This window comes from Cryobacterium sp. CAN_C2 (genome assembly GCF_015751745.1).
Lineage (GTDB): Bacteria > Actinomycetota > Actinomycetes > Actinomycetales > Microbacteriaceae > Cryobacterium.
In genome coordinates, this window is record NZ_JADOUX010000018.1 from 64983 (window position 1) to 81903 (window position 16921).

The 16921-nt window shown below is 62.6% G+C and carries 15 protein-coding genes and 4 tRNA genes; 2 read left to right on the plus strand and 17 right to left on the minus strand.

From position 1 onward, the window contains the following. The first annotated feature begins 13 nt into the window (after nucleotides 1–13). Entirely contained in the window at nucleotides 14–613 is a 600-nt protein-coding gene (locus IWX77_RS13750; protein WP_196845078.1) for a type IV toxin-antitoxin system AbiEi family antitoxin, read from the plus strand. On the opposite strand, the gene IWX77_RS13755 is transcribed toward IWX77_RS13750, so the two are convergent. The 16 genes from IWX77_RS13755 to IWX77_RS13830 form a co-directional block, all read right to left on the minus strand. Beyond that, on the minus strand, nucleotides 610–2865 hold the full coding sequence (locus tag IWX77_RS13755) for a RelA/SpoT family protein (protein ID WP_196845079.1): 2256 nt from the start codon (nucleotides 2863–2865) through the stop codon (nucleotides 610–612). The two genes, IWX77_RS13750 and IWX77_RS13755, sit on opposite strands and share 4 nt — an antisense overlap. Before the next feature lie 172 nt (nucleotides 2866–3037). Next, nucleotides 3038–4051: a protein translocase subunit SecF gene (gene secF, locus IWX77_RS13760; RefSeq protein ID WP_196845080.1), complete on the minus strand. Its 1014-nt coding sequence runs from the start codon at nucleotides 4049–4051 to the stop codon at nucleotides 3038–3040. Continuing rightward, entirely contained in the window at nucleotides 4051–5772 is a 1722-nt protein-coding gene (secD, locus tag IWX77_RS13765) for a protein translocase subunit SecD (protein WP_196845081.1), read from the minus strand. The genes secF and secD overlap by 1 nt, the downstream gene beginning before the upstream one ends. A gap of 117 nt (nucleotides 5773–5889) precedes the next feature. Further along, nucleotides 5890–6276, minus strand: coding sequence for a preprotein translocase subunit YajC (gene yajC, locus IWX77_RS13770; protein ID WP_196845082.1), 387 nt, complete (start codon nucleotides 6274–6276; stop codon nucleotides 5890–5892). Between the two features lie 107 nt (nucleotides 6277–6383). Further along, entirely contained in the window at nucleotides 6384–7418 is a 1035-nt protein-coding gene (gene ruvB, locus IWX77_RS13775; RefSeq protein ID WP_196845083.1) for a Holliday junction branch migration DNA helicase RuvB, read from the minus strand. Then, complete coding sequence (ruvA, locus tag IWX77_RS13780) at nucleotides 7415–8068, minus strand: Holliday junction branch migration protein RuvA (protein WP_196845084.1); 654 nt, start codon at nucleotides 8066–8068, stop codon at nucleotides 7415–7417. The genes ruvB and ruvA overlap by 4 nt, the downstream gene beginning before the upstream one ends. Beyond that, a complete protein-coding gene (gene ruvC / locus IWX77_RS13785; protein ID WP_196845085.1) occupies nucleotides 8065–8691 on the minus strand; it encodes a crossover junction endodeoxyribonuclease RuvC in 627 nt (208 codons plus the stop codon). Before ruvC ends, ruvA begins: the two co-directional genes overlap by 4 nt. Nucleotides 8692–8695: 4 nt before the next feature. Next, the gene (locus tag IWX77_RS13790) at nucleotides 8696–9460 is read right to left on the minus strand and encodes a YebC/PmpR family DNA-binding transcriptional regulator (protein ID WP_196845086.1); all 765 of its coding nucleotides are present in this window, start codon (nucleotides 9458–9460) and stop codon (nucleotides 8696–8698) included. Nucleotides 9461–9573: 113 nt separating this feature from the next. Then, on the minus strand, nucleotides 9574–10128 hold the full coding sequence (locus IWX77_RS13795; RefSeq protein WP_196845087.1) for a DUF1697 domain-containing protein: 555 nt from the start codon (nucleotides 10126–10128) through the stop codon (nucleotides 9574–9576). A 75-nt stretch (nucleotides 10129–10203) separates the two neighbouring features. Further along, complete coding sequence (pdxT, locus tag IWX77_RS13800) at nucleotides 10204–10839, minus strand: pyridoxal 5'-phosphate synthase glutaminase subunit PdxT (protein ID WP_327012219.1); 636 nt, start codon at nucleotides 10837–10839, stop codon at nucleotides 10204–10206. A gap of 17 nt (nucleotides 10840–10856) precedes the next feature. Further along, on the minus strand, nucleotides 10857–11759 hold the full coding sequence (gene pdxS / locus IWX77_RS13805) for a pyridoxal 5'-phosphate synthase lyase subunit PdxS (RefSeq protein WP_196845088.1): 903 nt from the start codon (nucleotides 11757–11759) through the stop codon (nucleotides 10857–10859). Nucleotides 11760–11895: 136 nt separating this feature from the next. Then, a complete protein-coding gene (locus tag IWX77_RS13810) occupies nucleotides 11896–12462 on the minus strand; it encodes an HIT family protein (RefSeq protein ID WP_297412857.1) in 567 nt (188 codons plus the stop codon). Between the two features lie 25 nt (nucleotides 12463–12487). After that, a complete protein-coding gene (gene thrS, locus IWX77_RS13815; protein ID WP_196845089.1) occupies nucleotides 12488–14488 on the minus strand; it encodes a threonine--tRNA ligase in 2001 nt (666 codons plus the stop codon). Between the two features lie 140 nt (nucleotides 14489–14628). Then, nucleotides 14629–14700: transfer RNA gene (locus IWX77_RS13820), tRNA-Val, on the minus strand. 38 nt (nucleotides 14701–14738) lie between these two features. Then, nucleotides 14739–14812 (minus strand) — tRNA-Cys (locus IWX77_RS13825). Nucleotides 14813–14870: 58 nt separating this feature from the next. After that, a tRNA-Gly gene (locus tag IWX77_RS13830) sits at nucleotides 14871–14942 on the minus strand. Between the two features lie 240 nt (nucleotides 14943–15182). Between IWX77_RS13830 and IWX77_RS13835 the strand changes: the two genes are divergently transcribed. Beyond that, nucleotides 15183–15258 (plus strand) — tRNA-Val (locus IWX77_RS13835). Between the two features lie 640 nt (nucleotides 15259–15898). On the opposite strand, the gene IWX77_RS13840 is transcribed toward IWX77_RS13835, so the two are convergent. After that, a complete protein-coding gene (locus IWX77_RS13840; RefSeq protein WP_327012217.1) occupies nucleotides 15899–16417 on the minus strand; it encodes a GNAT family N-acetyltransferase in 519 nt (172 codons plus the stop codon). Nucleotides 16418–16921: the final 504 nt, after the last annotated feature.

The window sequence follows — 16921 nt, forward strand, 5'->3', positions numbered from 1 at the left end:
TCATTCTGGTGGCATGACAAACCCTCGGGGTCGAGTGCGCACGGTAAACGACCTGCCGCTCGCCGAACTCTACAGCGCCCGCCTCGACGGGCAGGTCTTTCAAGTCGCAGACTCTTGGTGCGTGATCGATGAAATTGACGGATGCGACACTCGGGCTATCGCCGCCAGCCAGCTGGTCCCGCCCCGCGCCATCGCCGAGCAGCTCACCGCCGCGTGGATTTACGGTTTGGCACCCGAGCCGCAACTCCATCAGTTCTGTGTGCTGATCGGCGCGCGCACGACCGCAATGTGGTCGCCGCGGGTACAGGTGCGCGAGATTGTGCGGTCCCCCGATGACGTGCGCACCATCTCCGGAGCGCGGGTCACCACTCCTCTGCGGACCGCCGTCGATCTTGCCCGCTACATGCCGACATCGACTCCCGACCTCACCGCCCTGCTCGCGCGCCTGTTGCACTACGGCGAGTACCCCGATGTCTCGGCCGCCGTGCGCCTGTGCAAACGAGGCAGCCCGGCCCACAGCACACTCGCCGTGTCGCGTTTCGCCGCGGTCAACGGACCCCTGTATGCGCTGCGGCAGCAGATCGGTGCGGGCAGCACGAACGTCGCCGGTTAGCCGTCGCTGACCCGGTACACGTCATAGACGGCGTCAATGCGACGAACGGCGTTCAGTACGCGGTCGAGGTGGGTGGTGTCGCCCATTTCAAATACGAAGCGGCTGAGCGCCAGGCGATCGCTGGAGGTGTTGACGGTGGCAGAGAGAATGTTCACGTGGTGTTCCGACAACACACGGGTAACGTCGGAAAGCAACCCCGAGCGGTCGAGGGCTTCGATCTGAATGTGCACGAGGAACACGCTCTTTGAGGTGGGCGCCCAGTCGACCTCAATCATGCGCTCGGGCTCTTTGAGTAACGATTGCACGTTATGACAGGAGGCCTGGTGCACGGACACACCCGCACCCCGAGTGACGAAGCCGACGATCTTGTCGCCCGGAACCGGAGTGCAGCAGCGGGCGAGTTTGACCAGAATATCGGGCGCGCCACGCACGAGCACTCCCGAATCGCCGTTGCGGGTGGTCTGCGGCCGACCACGCGCGGCGACCGGAAAGTCACTACTGTCGTTGTCTTCGGTGCTCTGCACCGAGGAGACGACTTTTTCGAGCACGGACTGGGTCGAGACGTGGCCCTCGCCGACGGCAGCGTACATGGCCGAAACGTCTTCGTACTTGAGCTGGGCCGCGACCTCCGCGAAGGAGTCCTGGTTCATTAGTTTCTGCAGTGGAAGGTTTTGCTTGCGCATCGCCCGCGCGATCGCGTCACGACCCTGTTCGATGGCCTCGTCGCGGCGTTCCTTGGTGAACCATTGGCGAATCTTGTTGCGAGCCCGGGGACTCTTGACGAACTTGAGCCAGTCCTTGCTCGGGCCGGAGTCGGGGTTTTTCGAGGTGAACACCTCGACGACGTCGCCGGTGATGAGTTCACTCTCAAGCGGTACCAGTCGGCCGTTGACCTTGGCGCCCATGGTGCGATGGCCGACCTCGGTGTGCACCGCATAGGCGAAGTCGACGGGGGTGGCACCGGAGGGCAGGCCAATTACGCGGCCCTTTGGCGTGAAAACGTAGACCTCTTTGGCACCGATCTCGTAGCGCAGGGAGTCGAGGAACTCGCCCGGGTCGGCCGTTTCGGCCTGCCAGTCAGAGATATGGGCGAGCCAGGCCATGTCGGTGTCGCTCTGGGGACCGGGGCCACCGGGGCTCTTGCCATTGACCTGTTCCTTGTACTTCCAGTGTGCGGCGACACCGAATTCGGCACGCTGGTGCATCTCGGTGGTGCGAATCTGAATTTCAACGGCGCGACCGCTCGGGCCGAGTACTGTCGTGTGCAACGACTGGTACAGGTTGAATTTCGGGGTGGCGATGTAATCCTTGAACCGGCCGGGAAGCGGAGTCCACCGAGCGTGGATGGAACCCAGCACGGCGTAGCAGTCCCGCACCGAGTTCACGAGTACACGAATACCGACGAGGTCGTAGATCTCGTCGAACTCACGGCCGCGCACGACCATCTTCTGGTAGATCGAGTAGTACTGTTTGGGACGCCCGGCCACCTTGCCGCGAATGCGCGCCGATTTGAGATCGTCGTTGATGGTATCGATGACCTGCTGCACGAACTCTTCACGCTGCGGCGTGCGCTGTTTGACCAAGCTTTCTATTTCGGCGTACAGCTTGGGGTACAGCACCGCAAAAGAGAGGTCTTCGAGTTCCCATTTGATGGTCTGGATTCCGAGGCGGTGCGCGAGGGGTGCGTAGATCTCCAGGGTCTCGGTGGCCTTGCGCACGGCGGATTCGTTGGGCACGAAGCCCCAGGTGCGCGCATTGTGCAGCCGGTCGGCAAGTTTGATGATCAGCACGCGAATGTCCTTGGACATCGCGACGATCATCTTGCGTACGGTCTCGGCCTGGGTCGAGTCGCCGTACTTCACCTTGTCGAGCTTGGTGACCCCGTCGACGAGCATTGCGATTTCATCGCCGAAATCGGCGCGCAGGGCGTCGAGCGTGTAGTCGGTGTCTTCAACGGTGTCGTGCAGCAGTGCGGCAGCGATAGTTTTGGTGCCGATGCCGAGGTCGGCCAGAATCTGCGCCACCGCAACGGGGTGGGTGATGTAGGGCTCACCGCTGCGACGCATCTGTCCGTCGTGTGCTCGCTCGGCGGCGGTATACGCACGTTCGATGATCGACAGGTCAACCTTCGGATGATTCAGTCGTACCGTTTTGATCAAACGGTCGACGGCACCGGCAGGCTGCGCGCGCGAAAAGATGCGGGGAACCAGACGGCGCAGCGAGGCCGGGGAGGGGGTCGTCGTGTCCGTCATAGTCTCACCTCGGCTTCACGCCCGGCGGAGGTACGCGGGCTGTGCTTGCTTACTGTCAATTATGCCGGTTCTGCGGGGCCGCCTGTACGCCCCCAGCGATCAGCTGCCGGTCACAGGCAGAAACGGCCAGCCCACGAGGGCTGACCGTTTCACGTCCCCACGGTGCCGTCGACTACGCTGTGACGCTCTCGGCCGCGGGAGCCGAGGCCTTGGAGCGAGCGGCCAGGGCCTTCTTATCGTGCTTCCGAATGGCATCTTCACCGTTGCGCAGCTGGGCGTACAGCGGCGACGCAATGAAAATGGTCGAGTAGGTGCCGACCAGAATACCGATGAGCAAAGCGAGCGAGATGTCACGCAGGGTGCCAGCACCCAGCACGAACGCCCCGATGAACAGAATGGATGCCACCGGCAGGGCGGCAACGACCGAGGTGTTGATCGAGCGCACGAGCGTCTGGTTCACGGCGAGGTTGACCGACTCGGAGAAGGTCCGGCTCGAGCCCGACCCGTCGAAGTTGGTGTTCTCGCGAATCTTGTCGAAGACCACAACGGTGTCGTAGAGCGAATAACCGAGAATCGTGAGGAACCCGATAACCGCCGCTGGCGTGATTTCAAAACCAGTGATTCCGTAGAACCCGGCCGTGATGACGAGGTCGTGCAGCAGTGCCACCATGGCTGCCACCGACATCTTCCAGGTGCGGAAATAGATGGCCATGATGATGCCGGCCAAGACGAGGAACACGATCAGGGCGCGTAGTGCTTGACCGGTGATGTCCTGCCCCCAGGTCGCCCCGATGAAGGAGGTTGCGACTTCCGTGACCGGCACGTCATAGGCGGTGGCGAGTGCGTCACGCACTCCCGTCGTCTCCGCTTCCGACAGCTGGTCGGTCTGCACTCGAACACCGTCTGCGCCGACGGTGGAGACCTTCGGTACAGCGTTGGGAACGACGCTGGCGACAGCATCCGTGGCCGTGGTCTGAGACTGGCTCGTCGTCTGTGAGATGACGAATTCGCTGCCCCCGGTGAATTCAATACCAAAGACAAAGCCGCCGCGCAGCAGGAATGGGCCGACGAGGGCGATGAGAATCATCCCGCCGGCGATGAGGTACCAAAGTTTGCGGCGCCCGACGATATTGAGCGAGCGAGCCCCCGTGTACAGGTCATTTCCGAACTTCGAGAAGCTGGCCATCAGGAATCCTTCCTGTCTGTCGATCGATCAGTAGTGGTGCCGACAAGTTCCGACGCTTTTCGCTCAGCGATGGTTTGTCGTTTGGCTGCTTCTTTGCTTGAGGAGGAGACTTTGGTCGCCGACACAGACGCCGAGGGCGCAAATCGAGCCCTCCCCCGGTAAACGGCACCGAGGGCTCGAGGATCAAGCCCGCTGAGTTTGTGGCCCTCGTTGAAGAATTTCGTCTGCGCGACCAGCTGCAGCATCGGGTGCGTGAACAGGCTGACCACGAGGAGATCGACAATCGTGGTGAGGCCGAGGGTCAGGGCGAAGCCGCGCACGTTGCCGACGGCGAGTACGAACAGCACCGCGGCGGCGAGGAAGTTGACAACGTCGGAGGCGACGATGGTGCGGAAGGCCCGCTTCCAGCCGGCCTCAACCGAGGACTCCAGCCCACGGCCGTCACGAAGCTCGTCGCGTACGCGTTCAAAGTAAACGATGAACGAGTCGGCGGTTATACCGATGGCCACGATCAGACCGGCAACACCGGCCAGAGACAGACGGTAGCCCTCACGCCAGGACAGGATGGTGATCAGGAGGTAGGTGATCAATGCTGCCACGCCGAGGGAGGCAACCGTTACCAGACCGAGGAGACGATACTGCACGAGCGAGTACAGGACAACGAGGATCAGACCGATCAGTCCGGCGATGAGTCCGTTGAGCAGCTGAGTGGAACCGAGAGTTGCCGAGATGGTGTCCTGGCTCTGAACGGTGAAGCTGATCGGGAGAGCACCGAACTTGAGCTGGTCGGCCAGCGCCTTGGAGCTCTCCTGGTCGAATGACCCAGTGATCTGGGGCTTGCCATCGAGAATGGCGCCCTGAGTGGCCGGTGCCGAAATTACGTGACCGTCAAGCACGATCGCAAACTGGTTCTGCACCCCGGTGAGGTTGAAAAGACGCGTCGTGACGTCAGAAAACTTCGAGGTTCCATCGCTGTTGAAAACGATGTTGACAGCCCATTCGCCCGTGGTAGCGCCGTTCTGGGTGGTGCGCTGGCCGTTGGTCGCGTTCGAGATCGTGGAACCGTCGACTTCGACGGGGCCGAGGATGTACTTGATCGAGCCATCGGTTTCGCAGGTGATCAGTGGCTGGTTGGCCGGCGCCACATTGGTGGTATTGATTTTGCTGCAGTCGAAGGCATCGTACTCGGACTGAAGGGCGGGCGTGACGTAATTCAGGTCGCTCGCGTCGGTCGGTGCAACCGCGGGTGTGGTCGACAGGCTCGGATCGACGGTCGCTTTCGGCGTCGGCGTTGCGGTGCCGTCAGCACCGACGGTCTGGCCGGACGGTTGGCCCGCGACGAGAACAGCCCGAAATTCCAGCTTGGCCGACGACTTGATACGTTCCAGGGTGGCATCATCGGGGGTACCGGGGATCGATACGACGATGTTTCGCCCGCCCTGCGTGTTGACCTCTGCTTCGGAAACACCCGATGAGTCGACACGCTGTCGAATGATTCCCACGGCCTCGGAGAGCTGTTCCGAGGTGACGGTCGCGCCACTCTCGACCTGCGGGGCGAGGATGATCTGTGTACCACCCTCAAGGTCGAGCGCAAGCTTCGGCGTCCACGATCCGTTTTGAGTGAACACGCCGAAGGCGTTGAGGGCGATGAGGCCGACGATAAGCACGCCCAGCCAGGTTAGGGAACGCCAGGCCTTCTTGACCGGAGACGACTTAGCCACCTATGAACTCAGCTTTCTGTTGGCGCCCACGCCAGAATGCGTGGGCGCGTCGCGTGATGCAGTACGTATGTCGTGATACAGGGTCGTGCCAAACGAGTGTTACCTCAGAAGGAGGAACTACGCGTCACCCTTTTTGGGCTGGTCGGTGCTGTCGGTGTCGACATCGGCAACCCGCTGGCCGAATTCCGGCTTGGTGAGCGAGTCGAAGCTATCAACAGTGGAGTCGTCGATGTCGTCGGCGACGACCGGCTCCACCACGCGCGCGATGGTCTGGCGGTGAATTCCCACGATGACACCGGGGGCGATCTGCAGTTCGACCTTATTGGCCTCTTCATCAATAGCCATGATCGTGCCGTACATGCCGAAGTTGGTCATGACAGCGGCGCCGGGAACCATGGTGGCCTGCAGGGCCTCTTGGTCTTTCTTGCGCTTGCGGCCGTTGCGGAACATGAAGAACACGAGAACGGCCAGGACGGCCAGCATTACGAGAGTCAGATTATCCATGGAGCGGTGAAACCTTCCGATTGCGGCGCGGGTGGCCGAAGTTTGTGAATTGGGCCTGACCGTATGCCTAGAGAAACCACGCCTCCAGACGGTTGGGCTAAATTGAATTATAGGTCAAGGAAGTTCGCGCTGCCCTGAGGAGGGGTAAGACCAAAATGTTGCCACGCTGCGCTGGTGGCAACGCGTCCTCGCGGGGTGCGCGTGAGGAAGCCTATCCGCACCAGGAACGGCTCCACGACCGCCTCGACCGTCTCAGACTCCTCACCAACCGACACTGCCAGGGTATTGAGTCCGACCGGACCCCCGCCAAAGCGGGTCAGAATGATCTTCATAACTTCCCGGTCGAGGCGATCGAGGCCGATCGCATCGACGTCGTAAAGTTCGAGGGCCGCGTGCACCGCGGCGAGATCGGCCGCTCCCCCGTGCACGAGCGCATAGTCGCGCACCCGGCGCAGCAGTCGATTCGCGATGCGCGGTGTGCCGCGACACCGTCCGGCGATCTCGGCGAGGGCATCCTTTTTGATCGAAAGGTCAATCAACTGTGCGGCCCGGGCGAGAACCTGTTCGAGCTCGCTCTCGGAGTAGAACTCGAGGTGGGCAGTGAAGCCGAATCGGTCGCGCAGCGGGTTGGGCAACAGACCAGAACGGGTCGTTGCGCCGACCAGGGTGAACGGTGCGAGGTCGAGCGGAACGGAAGTGGCGCCGGCTCCCTTGCCCACCATGATGTCGATGCGAAAGTCTTCCATGGCGAGGTAGAGCATTTCTTCGGCGGAACGCGCCATGCGGTGGATTTCGTCGATGAACAATACCTCGCCGGGTACCAGCGACGACAGCACGGCCGCGAGATCACCGGCGTGTTGAATGGCTGGGCCGCTCGACATGCGCAGCGGCCGGTTGCCCTCGTAGGCAACGATCATCGCGAGGGTGGTCTTGCCGAGGCCGGGTGGGCCCGCCAAGAGGATGTGGTCGGGCGTGCGATTCTGCATCGTGGCGGCGGTCAGCAGCAGTTGCAACTGCCCACGTACCTTCTTCTGACCGACGAATTCGGCCAGGCTCGCCGGGCGCAGGGCACCCTCGAAGGCGAGCTCCGATTCGCTCTCGAGCGAGGGATTCGTCAGTTCAACGCCGGAGTCGCGGTTCACGAGCGACCCGATCCGTTTGACACCGCGGCGTGGTGCGCGGCCGGGCCCAACCGGCCGAGGGCCAACCGGAGCACCGCGGCCACCGCCGGCGGCGCGGAATCGGTGCCGGCAGCATCCGCTAGCTCGGTCAGGGTTTCGTCGACTGCCTCGGCCGCGACGCGCTCCGACCAACCGAGGCCGATCAGCGCCGCCTGCACGCTCGCGGCGACCGATCTGGCGCCGGACGGACGGGTCGGTGTGCTCGCAGCCGTCACGGCGAGTTTGCCGGCCAGCGAAAGCACGATGAGCTTTGCGGTCTTCGGTCCGATGCCGCTGACCTTGCGGAATGCGCCGTCGTCTTCGCCGGCCACGGCGTGCGCGATCTGGTTGGGGGTGAGCACCGCGAGCACGCCGAGGGCCGACTTGGGGCCCACACCGGTGACACCGACGAGCAATTCGAAAACCACCAGTTCATCGGCGTTGGGGAAGCCGTAGAGGGTGAGCGAATCTTCGCGCACGATGAGGGTCGTCACCAGCCGGGCTTCTTCGTTGATGCGCACGCCGAGTGCGGTAGCCGGCGTCACCTGCACCCCGAGACCGACTCCCCCGACCTCGATCACGACGGTTGAGCCGAGGGCTGAGCGGACGAGGCCACGTACGGAAGAGATCACCGCTTAAGACTACGGGGCACCGCCGACACGGCTTGCACCGACCCACGTTCCGCGGCCCGCCACGCTTGTTGTGCCGGGGTCAGTGCGCCTGGCCTGATGACGGCTGCCTGCACCGAGGCGACGGTCGGCAGGGTGCCGCCTGACGCCCCGGTTCGCCAGGCATGGCAGATCGCGAGGGCGAGGGCATCCGCTGCATCTGCCGGTTTGGGAATCTCGGTTAGGCCGAGAATGCGGGCAACCATTGTGCCGACCTGCTTCTTGTCGGCGGCACCGTAACCGGTGATGGCCGCCTTCACCTCGCTCGGGGTGTGCAGGGTCACCGACAGACCACGCTGCGCGGCGAGCAGCAGGGCGACCCCGCTGATCTGAGCGGTACCCATCACGGTGCGCACGTTGTGCTGCGCGAAGACCCGTTCAATCGCGATGAATTGCGGCCGGTGTCGGTCAAGCATCTCCTCAAGTCCCTGGGACAGCAGCAGCAGCCGCTGTTCCAGTGGCAGATCGGGCGCGCTGCGCAGCACGGTCACGTCGACCAGGCGGGCCGAGCGGTTGCCCTCAACGTCGACCACACCGACACCGCAACGGGTGAGGCCCGGGTCGATGCCGAGAACCCGGACCGCCATCGGACTACTCGGACTCGGCGGCGAGTACGGCCTGTACCTCGGCCGACAGATCGTAGTTGGAGTAGACATTCTGCACGTCGTCGAGGTCTTCCATGGCGTCGATCAGGTGGAACACCTTGCGGGCAGTTTCGGCGTCGACCTCGATCTTGAGCGACGGCACGAAAGCGATATCGGCCGATTCGTAATCGATTCCTGCGGTCTGCAGCGCGGTGCGGGTGGCGACGAGGTCGCTCACGTCGGAGAAGATTTCGAAGGTCTCGCCCTCGTCGATGACCTCTTCGGCACCGGCGTCAAGAACGGCGAGCATGATGTCGTCCTCGGTGATCGTCTGCAGGTGCTTGACCACGACGACGCCCTTGCGGTGAAAGTTGTAGGCGACACTGCCCGGGTCGGCCATGGCTCCGCCGTTGCGGGCCATGGCGGTGCGCACCTCGGCTGCGGCACGGTTCTTGTTGTCGGTGAGGCACTCGATCATGATCGCGACGCCGTGCGTGGCATAGCCCTCGTACATGATGGTCGTGTAGTCGACCTGCTCGCCCGACAGCCCGGCGCCGCGCTTGACGGCGCGATCAATGTTGTCATTGGGTACCGAGGTCTTCTTGGCCTTCTGAATGGCGTCGACGAGGGTGGGGTTCCCCGAGAGGTCAGCGCCACCCAGTCGGGCCGCGACCTCGATGTTCTTGATGAGTTTGGCGAACGCCTTGGCCCGCCTGGAGTCGGTGACCGCTTTCTGATGCTTGGTGGTGGCCCATTTGGAATGCCCGGACATACATCTCCCGTTGTTGTGCTCGATCGTTCAGACGTGGTGCGGCAGATGCCGGTCGCCCGTTGTGGCTGGTGCGGCGAGTGCGTGGTCGGTGCACGCTGAGGTGCCGTTCCAGTCTATCCCGGAGTGACTTCCAGCAGCTTGTGCAGCGTGTGCAGGTTGCGGGTGGTCGTCGTGTCGCGGTACTTGAGCTTGGCGCTCTTCTTGCTGAACGCGCTCTTGATGCCCACGGCCTTACGAACCTCCCAGTACAGCACGCCGTGGCCGAGTTCAATGCGTTCGTCGGCGGCATCGAGTTCTTTGGCGTGGCCGGCGAGTTCGCTGAGATGGCCGGGATCGGAGGAGAACATGACATAGGGATGCCATCCATCACGGTCTGCGTCGAAGGGGTACGCGCGCACGATCCGGTCGAGCGATTCGGCGTCGACAAGCACAATCCACGCCTCGTAGTCAAACCGGGCGGTCAGGGCCGCTTCGATGCGGGCCTTGAGCGAGGCGGCATCCGCTTTGTCGACGAGCGGGCTGTCGATGCTGAAGAGCACGTTGCCGCTCGCCAGAACCGTTTTGACGTCGGTGTACCCGAGTTCGTGAAAGGTGTCAGCGAGATCGGCCATGGCAATGGTGATGCCGTTGACGTTGATGCCGCGAAGTAGTGCTACGTATCGGGTCATCGTTGACCACTTGGTGTCTGAGTCATGTCTGAACCCTAGCCACACTCACGCGCCCGGCACAATTGTGCTGGGTTGTCACCGAGTTGCGGTAACCAGTTTCTGCAGGAAATACTGGTGGAATCGGTATTCGCCGGTGATTTCGGGGTGGAAGGAAGTTCCGAGCAGGTTGCCCTGCTCCACGGCGACGCAGCGCCCATCGTCGAGGGTGGCCAGCGCGGTGGCCAGCGGGCCAACAGTTTCCACGACCGGAGCTCGAATGAACACGGCGTGCACCGGCTGCTCGCCGAGCGCCGGAATGTCGAGGTCGGTCTCAAAGGAAGCCGTTTGCGAGCCGAAGGCGTTGCGGCGCACCGCGATGTCGAGTCCGCCGAGGCTCTGCTGACCGGTCATGCCATCGAGAATCGTGTCGGCGAGCATGATGAGCCCGGCGCAGGTGCCGTAAACGGGAAGTCCGGCCCGAATTGCGGCCCGCAGCGCCTCCGCGAGGCCGAACGTACGGGCGAGTTTGTCCATGACACTTGACTCGCCGCCCGGGATGACCAAACCGTCGATGCGGTCGAGTTCTTCCGGACGGCGCACCAGATCGACGTCCGCTCCGAGTGCGCGCAACACGTGCGCGTGCTCACGAAAATCACCCTGCAGCGCGAGCACCCCTACCCGCAGACCTAACGGTACAGCGGTTTCTGCCGGTCGGGTGCCCACGGAGAGAATCGTCACGAACGGTCGGGCTACCAGCCGCGCGTGGCGAGGCGGTGCGGCGCTGGGATGTCCGACACATTGATGCCGACCATGGCCTCACCCAGGCCGCGCGAGACATCCGCAATGACCGTGGCGTCGTCGTAGAACGTAACGGCCTTGACGATCGCCGCGGCGCGCTGCTCGGGGTTGCCCGACTTGAAGACGCCAGAGCCGACGAACACGCCGTCAGCACCGAGCTGCATCATCATGGCGGCGTCGGCCGGGGTGGCTACGCCTCCGGCGGTGAACAGCACGACGGGCAGTTTTCCGGTCGAGGCGATCTCGGCGACGAGCTCGTACGGTGCCTGCAGCTCCTTGGCGGCGACGTAGAGTTCGTCGCGGCTCATCGACGTGAGGCGCTTGATCTCACCGTTGATGGTGCGGATGTGCTTGGTGGCTTCGGAGACGTCGCCGGTGCCTGCTTCGCCCTTGGAACGGATCATGGCCGCGCCCTCGTTGATGCGGCGGAGTGCCTCACCGAGGGTGGTGGCGCCACAGACGAAGGGGATGGTGAATTTCCACTTGTCGATGTGGTTCATGTAGTCGGCCGGGCTGAGCACTTCGGACTCGTCGATGTAATCAACGCGAAGCACCTCGAGAATCTGCGCTTCAACGAAGTGGCCGATGCGGGCCTTCGCCATGACGGGAATGTTGACCTCGGCGATGATGCTGTCGATCAGGTCGGGGTCGCTCATGCGGGCCACGCCGCCCTGCGAGCGGATGTCAGCGGGAACGCGTTCGAGAGCCATGACGGCGACAGCGCCGGCGTCTTCAGCAATACGAGCTTGGGCAGCGGTGACGACGTCCATGATGACGCCGCCCTTGAGCATTTCAGCGAGTCCGCGCTTGACGCGGGTCGAGCCAAACTGCTCGGCAGAGTTTGATTCAGTCATAACGACAATCCTATCTGGGCAAGTGGGTCGCGCTTGCCGAGGCAATGGTCTCGATCAGCCAAAACACAGACATCGGTCGCGCTTGACGAGACCACAATGCTGACGTACTCGACCTGCGGGCGGGGTTGGTGGTCAATCAATCGGCGTCGGCCGGCCAGCCATCGGCGATGTCGCGACGCACATCGCCGAGCAGGCTCGGAATAGCCTTGGTGCCGGCGATGATGGGAAAGAAATTTGAGTCGAGAGCCCAGCGGGGCACGATGTGCTGGTGGAGGTGCTCGGCGATGCCAGCCCCGGCGATGCGTCCCTGGTTCATGCCGATGTTAAAACCGTCACAATGCGAGACCTTGGAGAGCACGCGCATGGCGATCTGGGTCAGCTCGCCGATCTCGGCGACCTCCTCCGCCGTGGCCTGGTCGTAGGTGGCGACGTGCCGATACGGGCAGACCAGCAGGTGGCCGCTATTGTACGGAAACAGGTTGAGCAGCACGTAGGCGTGGGTGCCGCGCGCCACGATCAGCGCCTTCTCGTCGTCCAGCGTCGGAGCAATGCAGAACGGGCAGTCGTCGGGATGCGGCTGCTGTCCGTCCTGGATGTAGACCATCCGATGCGGCGTCCAAAGCCGTTGGAAGGCATCCGGAACCGCCGCGAACTCGGCAGAAGTCTCTTCCGCACCGGCATCGACGGCGTCCGAGCCGCGCAGCCGATCAGCGGGAACAGCCGTCACGTTACGCCTGCACTTCGGCCGAGACCGGGACGACCGGGCTGGTCGTGACCTGGGCGCGGGTCTCGATCGATTCGACGATGATACGCACGGCTGCGGCGACCGGAACACCGTTCTGTTGCGTGCCGTCGCGAAAGCGAAAGCTCACCGCGCTGTTGGCCTGGTCGTCTTCGCCCACGATGAGCTGGTAGGGAACCTTGGCCTTCGTATGGGTTCGGATCTTCTTCTGCATGCGGTCGTCGGAGTGGTCGACCTCTGCGCGCACGCCAGCCTTCCTCAGCGTGGCGATCACATCATCCAGGTATGGACCGTACTGCTCGGACACGGGAATACCGACAACCTGCACGGGCGCCAACCAGACCGGGAACGCCCCGGCGTAGTGCTCGGTGAGAACCGCGAAAAACCGCTCGATTGACCCGAACAGGGCGCGGTGTATCATGACCGGGCGCTGGCGGCTGCCGTCGTTCGCCGTGTATTCGAGGTCGAACCGTTCAGGCAGGTTGAAGTCGAGCTGAATGGTCGACATCTGCCAGGTGCGGCCGATGGCGTCGCGAGCCTGCACAGATATCTTCGGTCCATAGAACGCCGCTCCACCCGGGTCGGCGACCAGATCGAGACCGGATGCCTCCGCTACTTCGCGGAGCGTCTCGGTGGCTTCGTCCCAGGCGTCGTCGCTGCCAACGAACTTCTTCGGGTCTTTCGTCGACAGTTCTAGGTAGTAGTCCTCGAGGCCGTAGTCGGCGAGCAGCTGCAGCACGAAGTTGAGGGTGCTCGTGAGCTCCTCTTTCATGCCTTCCTTGGTCGTGTAAATGTGGGCGTCGTCCTGGGTCATCCCACGCACGCGCGTGAGCCCGTTGAGCACGCCGGACTTCTCGTAGCGATAGACCGATCCGAATTCGAACAGGCGCATCGGCAGCTCGCGATAGCTGCGGCCGCTCGACTTGAAGATGAGGTTGTGGAACGGACAGTTCATGGGCTTCAGATAGTAGTCAACGCCCTGGCGGGTGACATGGCCGGTCTCGTCACGTTCCTCGTCGAGGTGCATCGGAGGGAACATGCCTTCGCGGTACCAGTCGAGGTGACCCGAGGTTTCGAACAGGGTTGACTTGGTGATGTGCGGCGAGTAGACGAAGTCGTAGCCGGCTTCAAAGTGGCGCTTGCGGGAGTAGTTCTCCATCTCCTGCCGAATGATGCCGCCCTTGGGGTGGAATACGGCAAGTCCCGAACCGATCTCCTCCGGGAAGCTGAACAGGTCGAGTTCAGCACCGAGCTTGCGGTGGTCGCGCTTGGCCGCCTCGTCCTGACGGGTCTGGTAGGCGCGCAGTTCGTCTTTGGTGGGCCAGGCGGTGCCGTAGATTCGCTGGAGCTGCGGATTCTTCTCGGAGCCGCGCCAGTACGCGGCGGCCAGGCGGGTGAGCGAGTAACCATTGCCGATCATGCGGGTGTTCGGCAGGTGCGGCCCGCGGCAGAGGTCTTTCCAGACCGTTTTCCCCGTCTTTGGGTCAACGTTGTCGTAGATGGTGAGCTCGGCGCCGCCGACCTCGACCGACTCGTTGTCAGCGCCGGTCGAGCCTGTCGCGACCCCACCCTTGAGCCCAATGAGCTCAAGCTTGTATGGCTCGGCGGCGAGTTCGGCTCGGGCTTCGTCGTCGGTCACAACGCGACGCACGAAACGCTGGCCCGCACGGATGATGCGATCCATCGCCTTTTCGAGCGACTTCACGTCATCGGGGGTGAACGGAACAGTCACGTCGAAGTCGTAGTAGAAGCCGTCAGTGATGGGCGGGCCGATACCGAGCTTGGCGGTTGGGTTCACCGTCTGCACCGCCTGGGCGAGCACGTGGGCGGCGGAGTGGCGCAGAATGCTGAGGCCGTCAGCAGAATCTATTTTGACCGGTTCGACAGCATCCGTTGGCAACACGGTGGCCGCCAAGTCTTTCAACTCACCGTTGACGCGCATCGCGACAACGGATCGATCGGTGAAAAGCGCAAAGCCGTCAGCCACGTGTATTACTCCCTGTTGTTTGCCTACCCGTCAACTTTAGCGGCGTGCGCGAGGGCGCAAATCGGCGACCGCGTTCGCCTTGTCAAGATAAGCAAAAAACCCCCGAGCTACCGGGGGTTTTTGTGTATTTCGTGCTGCTGTGGGCGATACTGGGATCGAACCAGTGACCTCTTCCGTGTCAGGGAAGCGCGCTACCGCTGCGCCAATCGCCCAAGATTCTGGGAAAAGATATTCAAGGCCGTGCATTAGCTGGAGGTGGATACGGGATTCGAACCCGTGTTAACGGCTTTGCAGGCCGCTGCCTCGCCTCTCGGCCAATCCACCAGTTGGGTTCATACCAAACGAATTGGAACCGGCTTCTCGGCCGATTCCAGTTCATTCGAGCGGATGACGAGATTCGAACTCGCGACCCTCACCTTGGCAAGGTGATGCGCTACCACTGCGCCACATCCGCAACTGTCCGCATTTCTGCGTACGTGGAGACTCTATCCGAATAGCAAGACGGAAACCAAACCGAGCCGTTTACGGCGTGTTGCGCCGTGTAGTGCGGGTACGTGTTCCGCCGTGTGGTGCGGGACACCAGGCATGATCAGCGTCGCGCGCCACACCACGCTCAGCCTCGATGTGCGACGACGCGTCAGTCTGGGCTAGTATCAAAAGTCGCAACAGCAACTTCGGCTGCGTTGCGTGCATTGGGCGATTGGCGCAGCTGGTAGCGCGCTTCCTTCACACGGAAGAGGTCGTGGGTTCAAGTCCCGCATCGCCCACCACACCACCATTCACACGGGGGTTTCCGTGTGCCCGCGTGTCTCGGCCCGCTCTCCCCCATCGTATTCAACTCGGGCCTACGATTCAGGCGGGCTGGGGATAGCCCGTTCCGATACACGGCCGGCGGTCCTCGTGCTGGACTCGACACCGTATCGATGGACGGAGTCCGTCACGGGCGCAAGCCGGGAACGGCATTGGGGCAAAAGGTCGGCAGTCAACCTCATTCACCAATGCGAACATCACCTCGGCGAACGAGCCACAGCTGCTTTCGCCAGGCCCCGGAACGATGGGACCTGTTCGACGCCGAGGTCCAAGGGGGCCGAAGCGTCTGATGACCAACGGCTGGGTGAATAAAGATTCGACCTGGTTGGAGGCATAAAACATCAGCCGACCGCCAATCCCACTTGTCTAGTACAACGGCGCGGTCGAGAAGGCCAACGACGCCACGAAAACGAATCAGGCGTCGCGCACCCGTACAGCTTGTGGTCGGTCACCGCTCAGGTCGCAATGATCGAAACCCGAACAAAGCGAGCAGGCGCCACAGCCGGTCGTGTCAGTTCGGCGGCGCCGGAACCCCTCTAACGACTGCCCGCGCGCAGCACGAGAACACTCTCTGCCTTGCCAGCGGGACTCAGCCACCCATCAGTTGTCGAGTTCCCGCCGAACCATCCGAATCTCCTTGAGTCCATGTTCTTCCTTGGACGAGCCATCTGGAACAAAGCCATGCTTTCGATAGAACGCCTGAGCTCGTGGGTTGGGATCTGCTACCCACAAGGCAGCAGCTTCGTTCGCAGATATCACGGTTTGGAGAAGGCCGACGCCGGCTCCAGTGCCGTGCGCGGATGCAAGCACGTAGAGGACGTTGAGCTGCTGACTCCATGTTGCATCGACATCTGTGGGGGATGCGCTCTGGGCAATCCCGATCAGCTCCCCACCGAATTCCGCGACTGCGATTCGATGATGGGCGAAACGCTCGTCCGTAAGCCCAATCGTCCAGAAACGCTTTCTTGTCGAAACGAGCTTCGGGTCATCCAACATCTCATCACTCATGAGGCCCCGGTAGGTCTCTTGCCAGGACGTCACGTGTATACGCACCATCTCTGCCGCGTCCTTTGGCAGAGCGGAACGGATCGTCGGTTGCGTACTCATGAGTTGCTTCACGATACTGCCCCTTTCTCGCACTGACGCTCAGCGCGGCCACGCAACAACCGGGATTCGAGCGACACGCGGAAATGCTAGAAAACAATCTCCATCCGACCTCAATCAGAATCCCGATGTAACTTCTAAAAAAAATCAGCACATTTTTGAGTTTCTCTCGCCTTTGGGGGTGGTGTGGGCTATAATTGTGGGTGAAGGAGGCACCGCCGCCATGACCCTCACCGCCCCGCCCGCCGCCGCTGGCTCCACCCCGGAGCCGGTGTTCTCCCGGGTCGCGGCGATAGCTCAGGCCGGTGCGATTCTGGCCTCCGCGTTGGACGGGGTGCGGTTTGGTCACCTCGACGATTCCGAGGCCATCGCGGTGATGAGCGCTTTAGAGGGGCTCGGGCGCAGGGTGGATGGGGCCAGACTCCAATACCGTTCAGTTAAGCGTTGCCGTGTTACGTTGTCGGTATGGCGCGTACAGGGTGGGTGAAGCCGGTCTCTGACCGTCGGTTGTCTGATTTG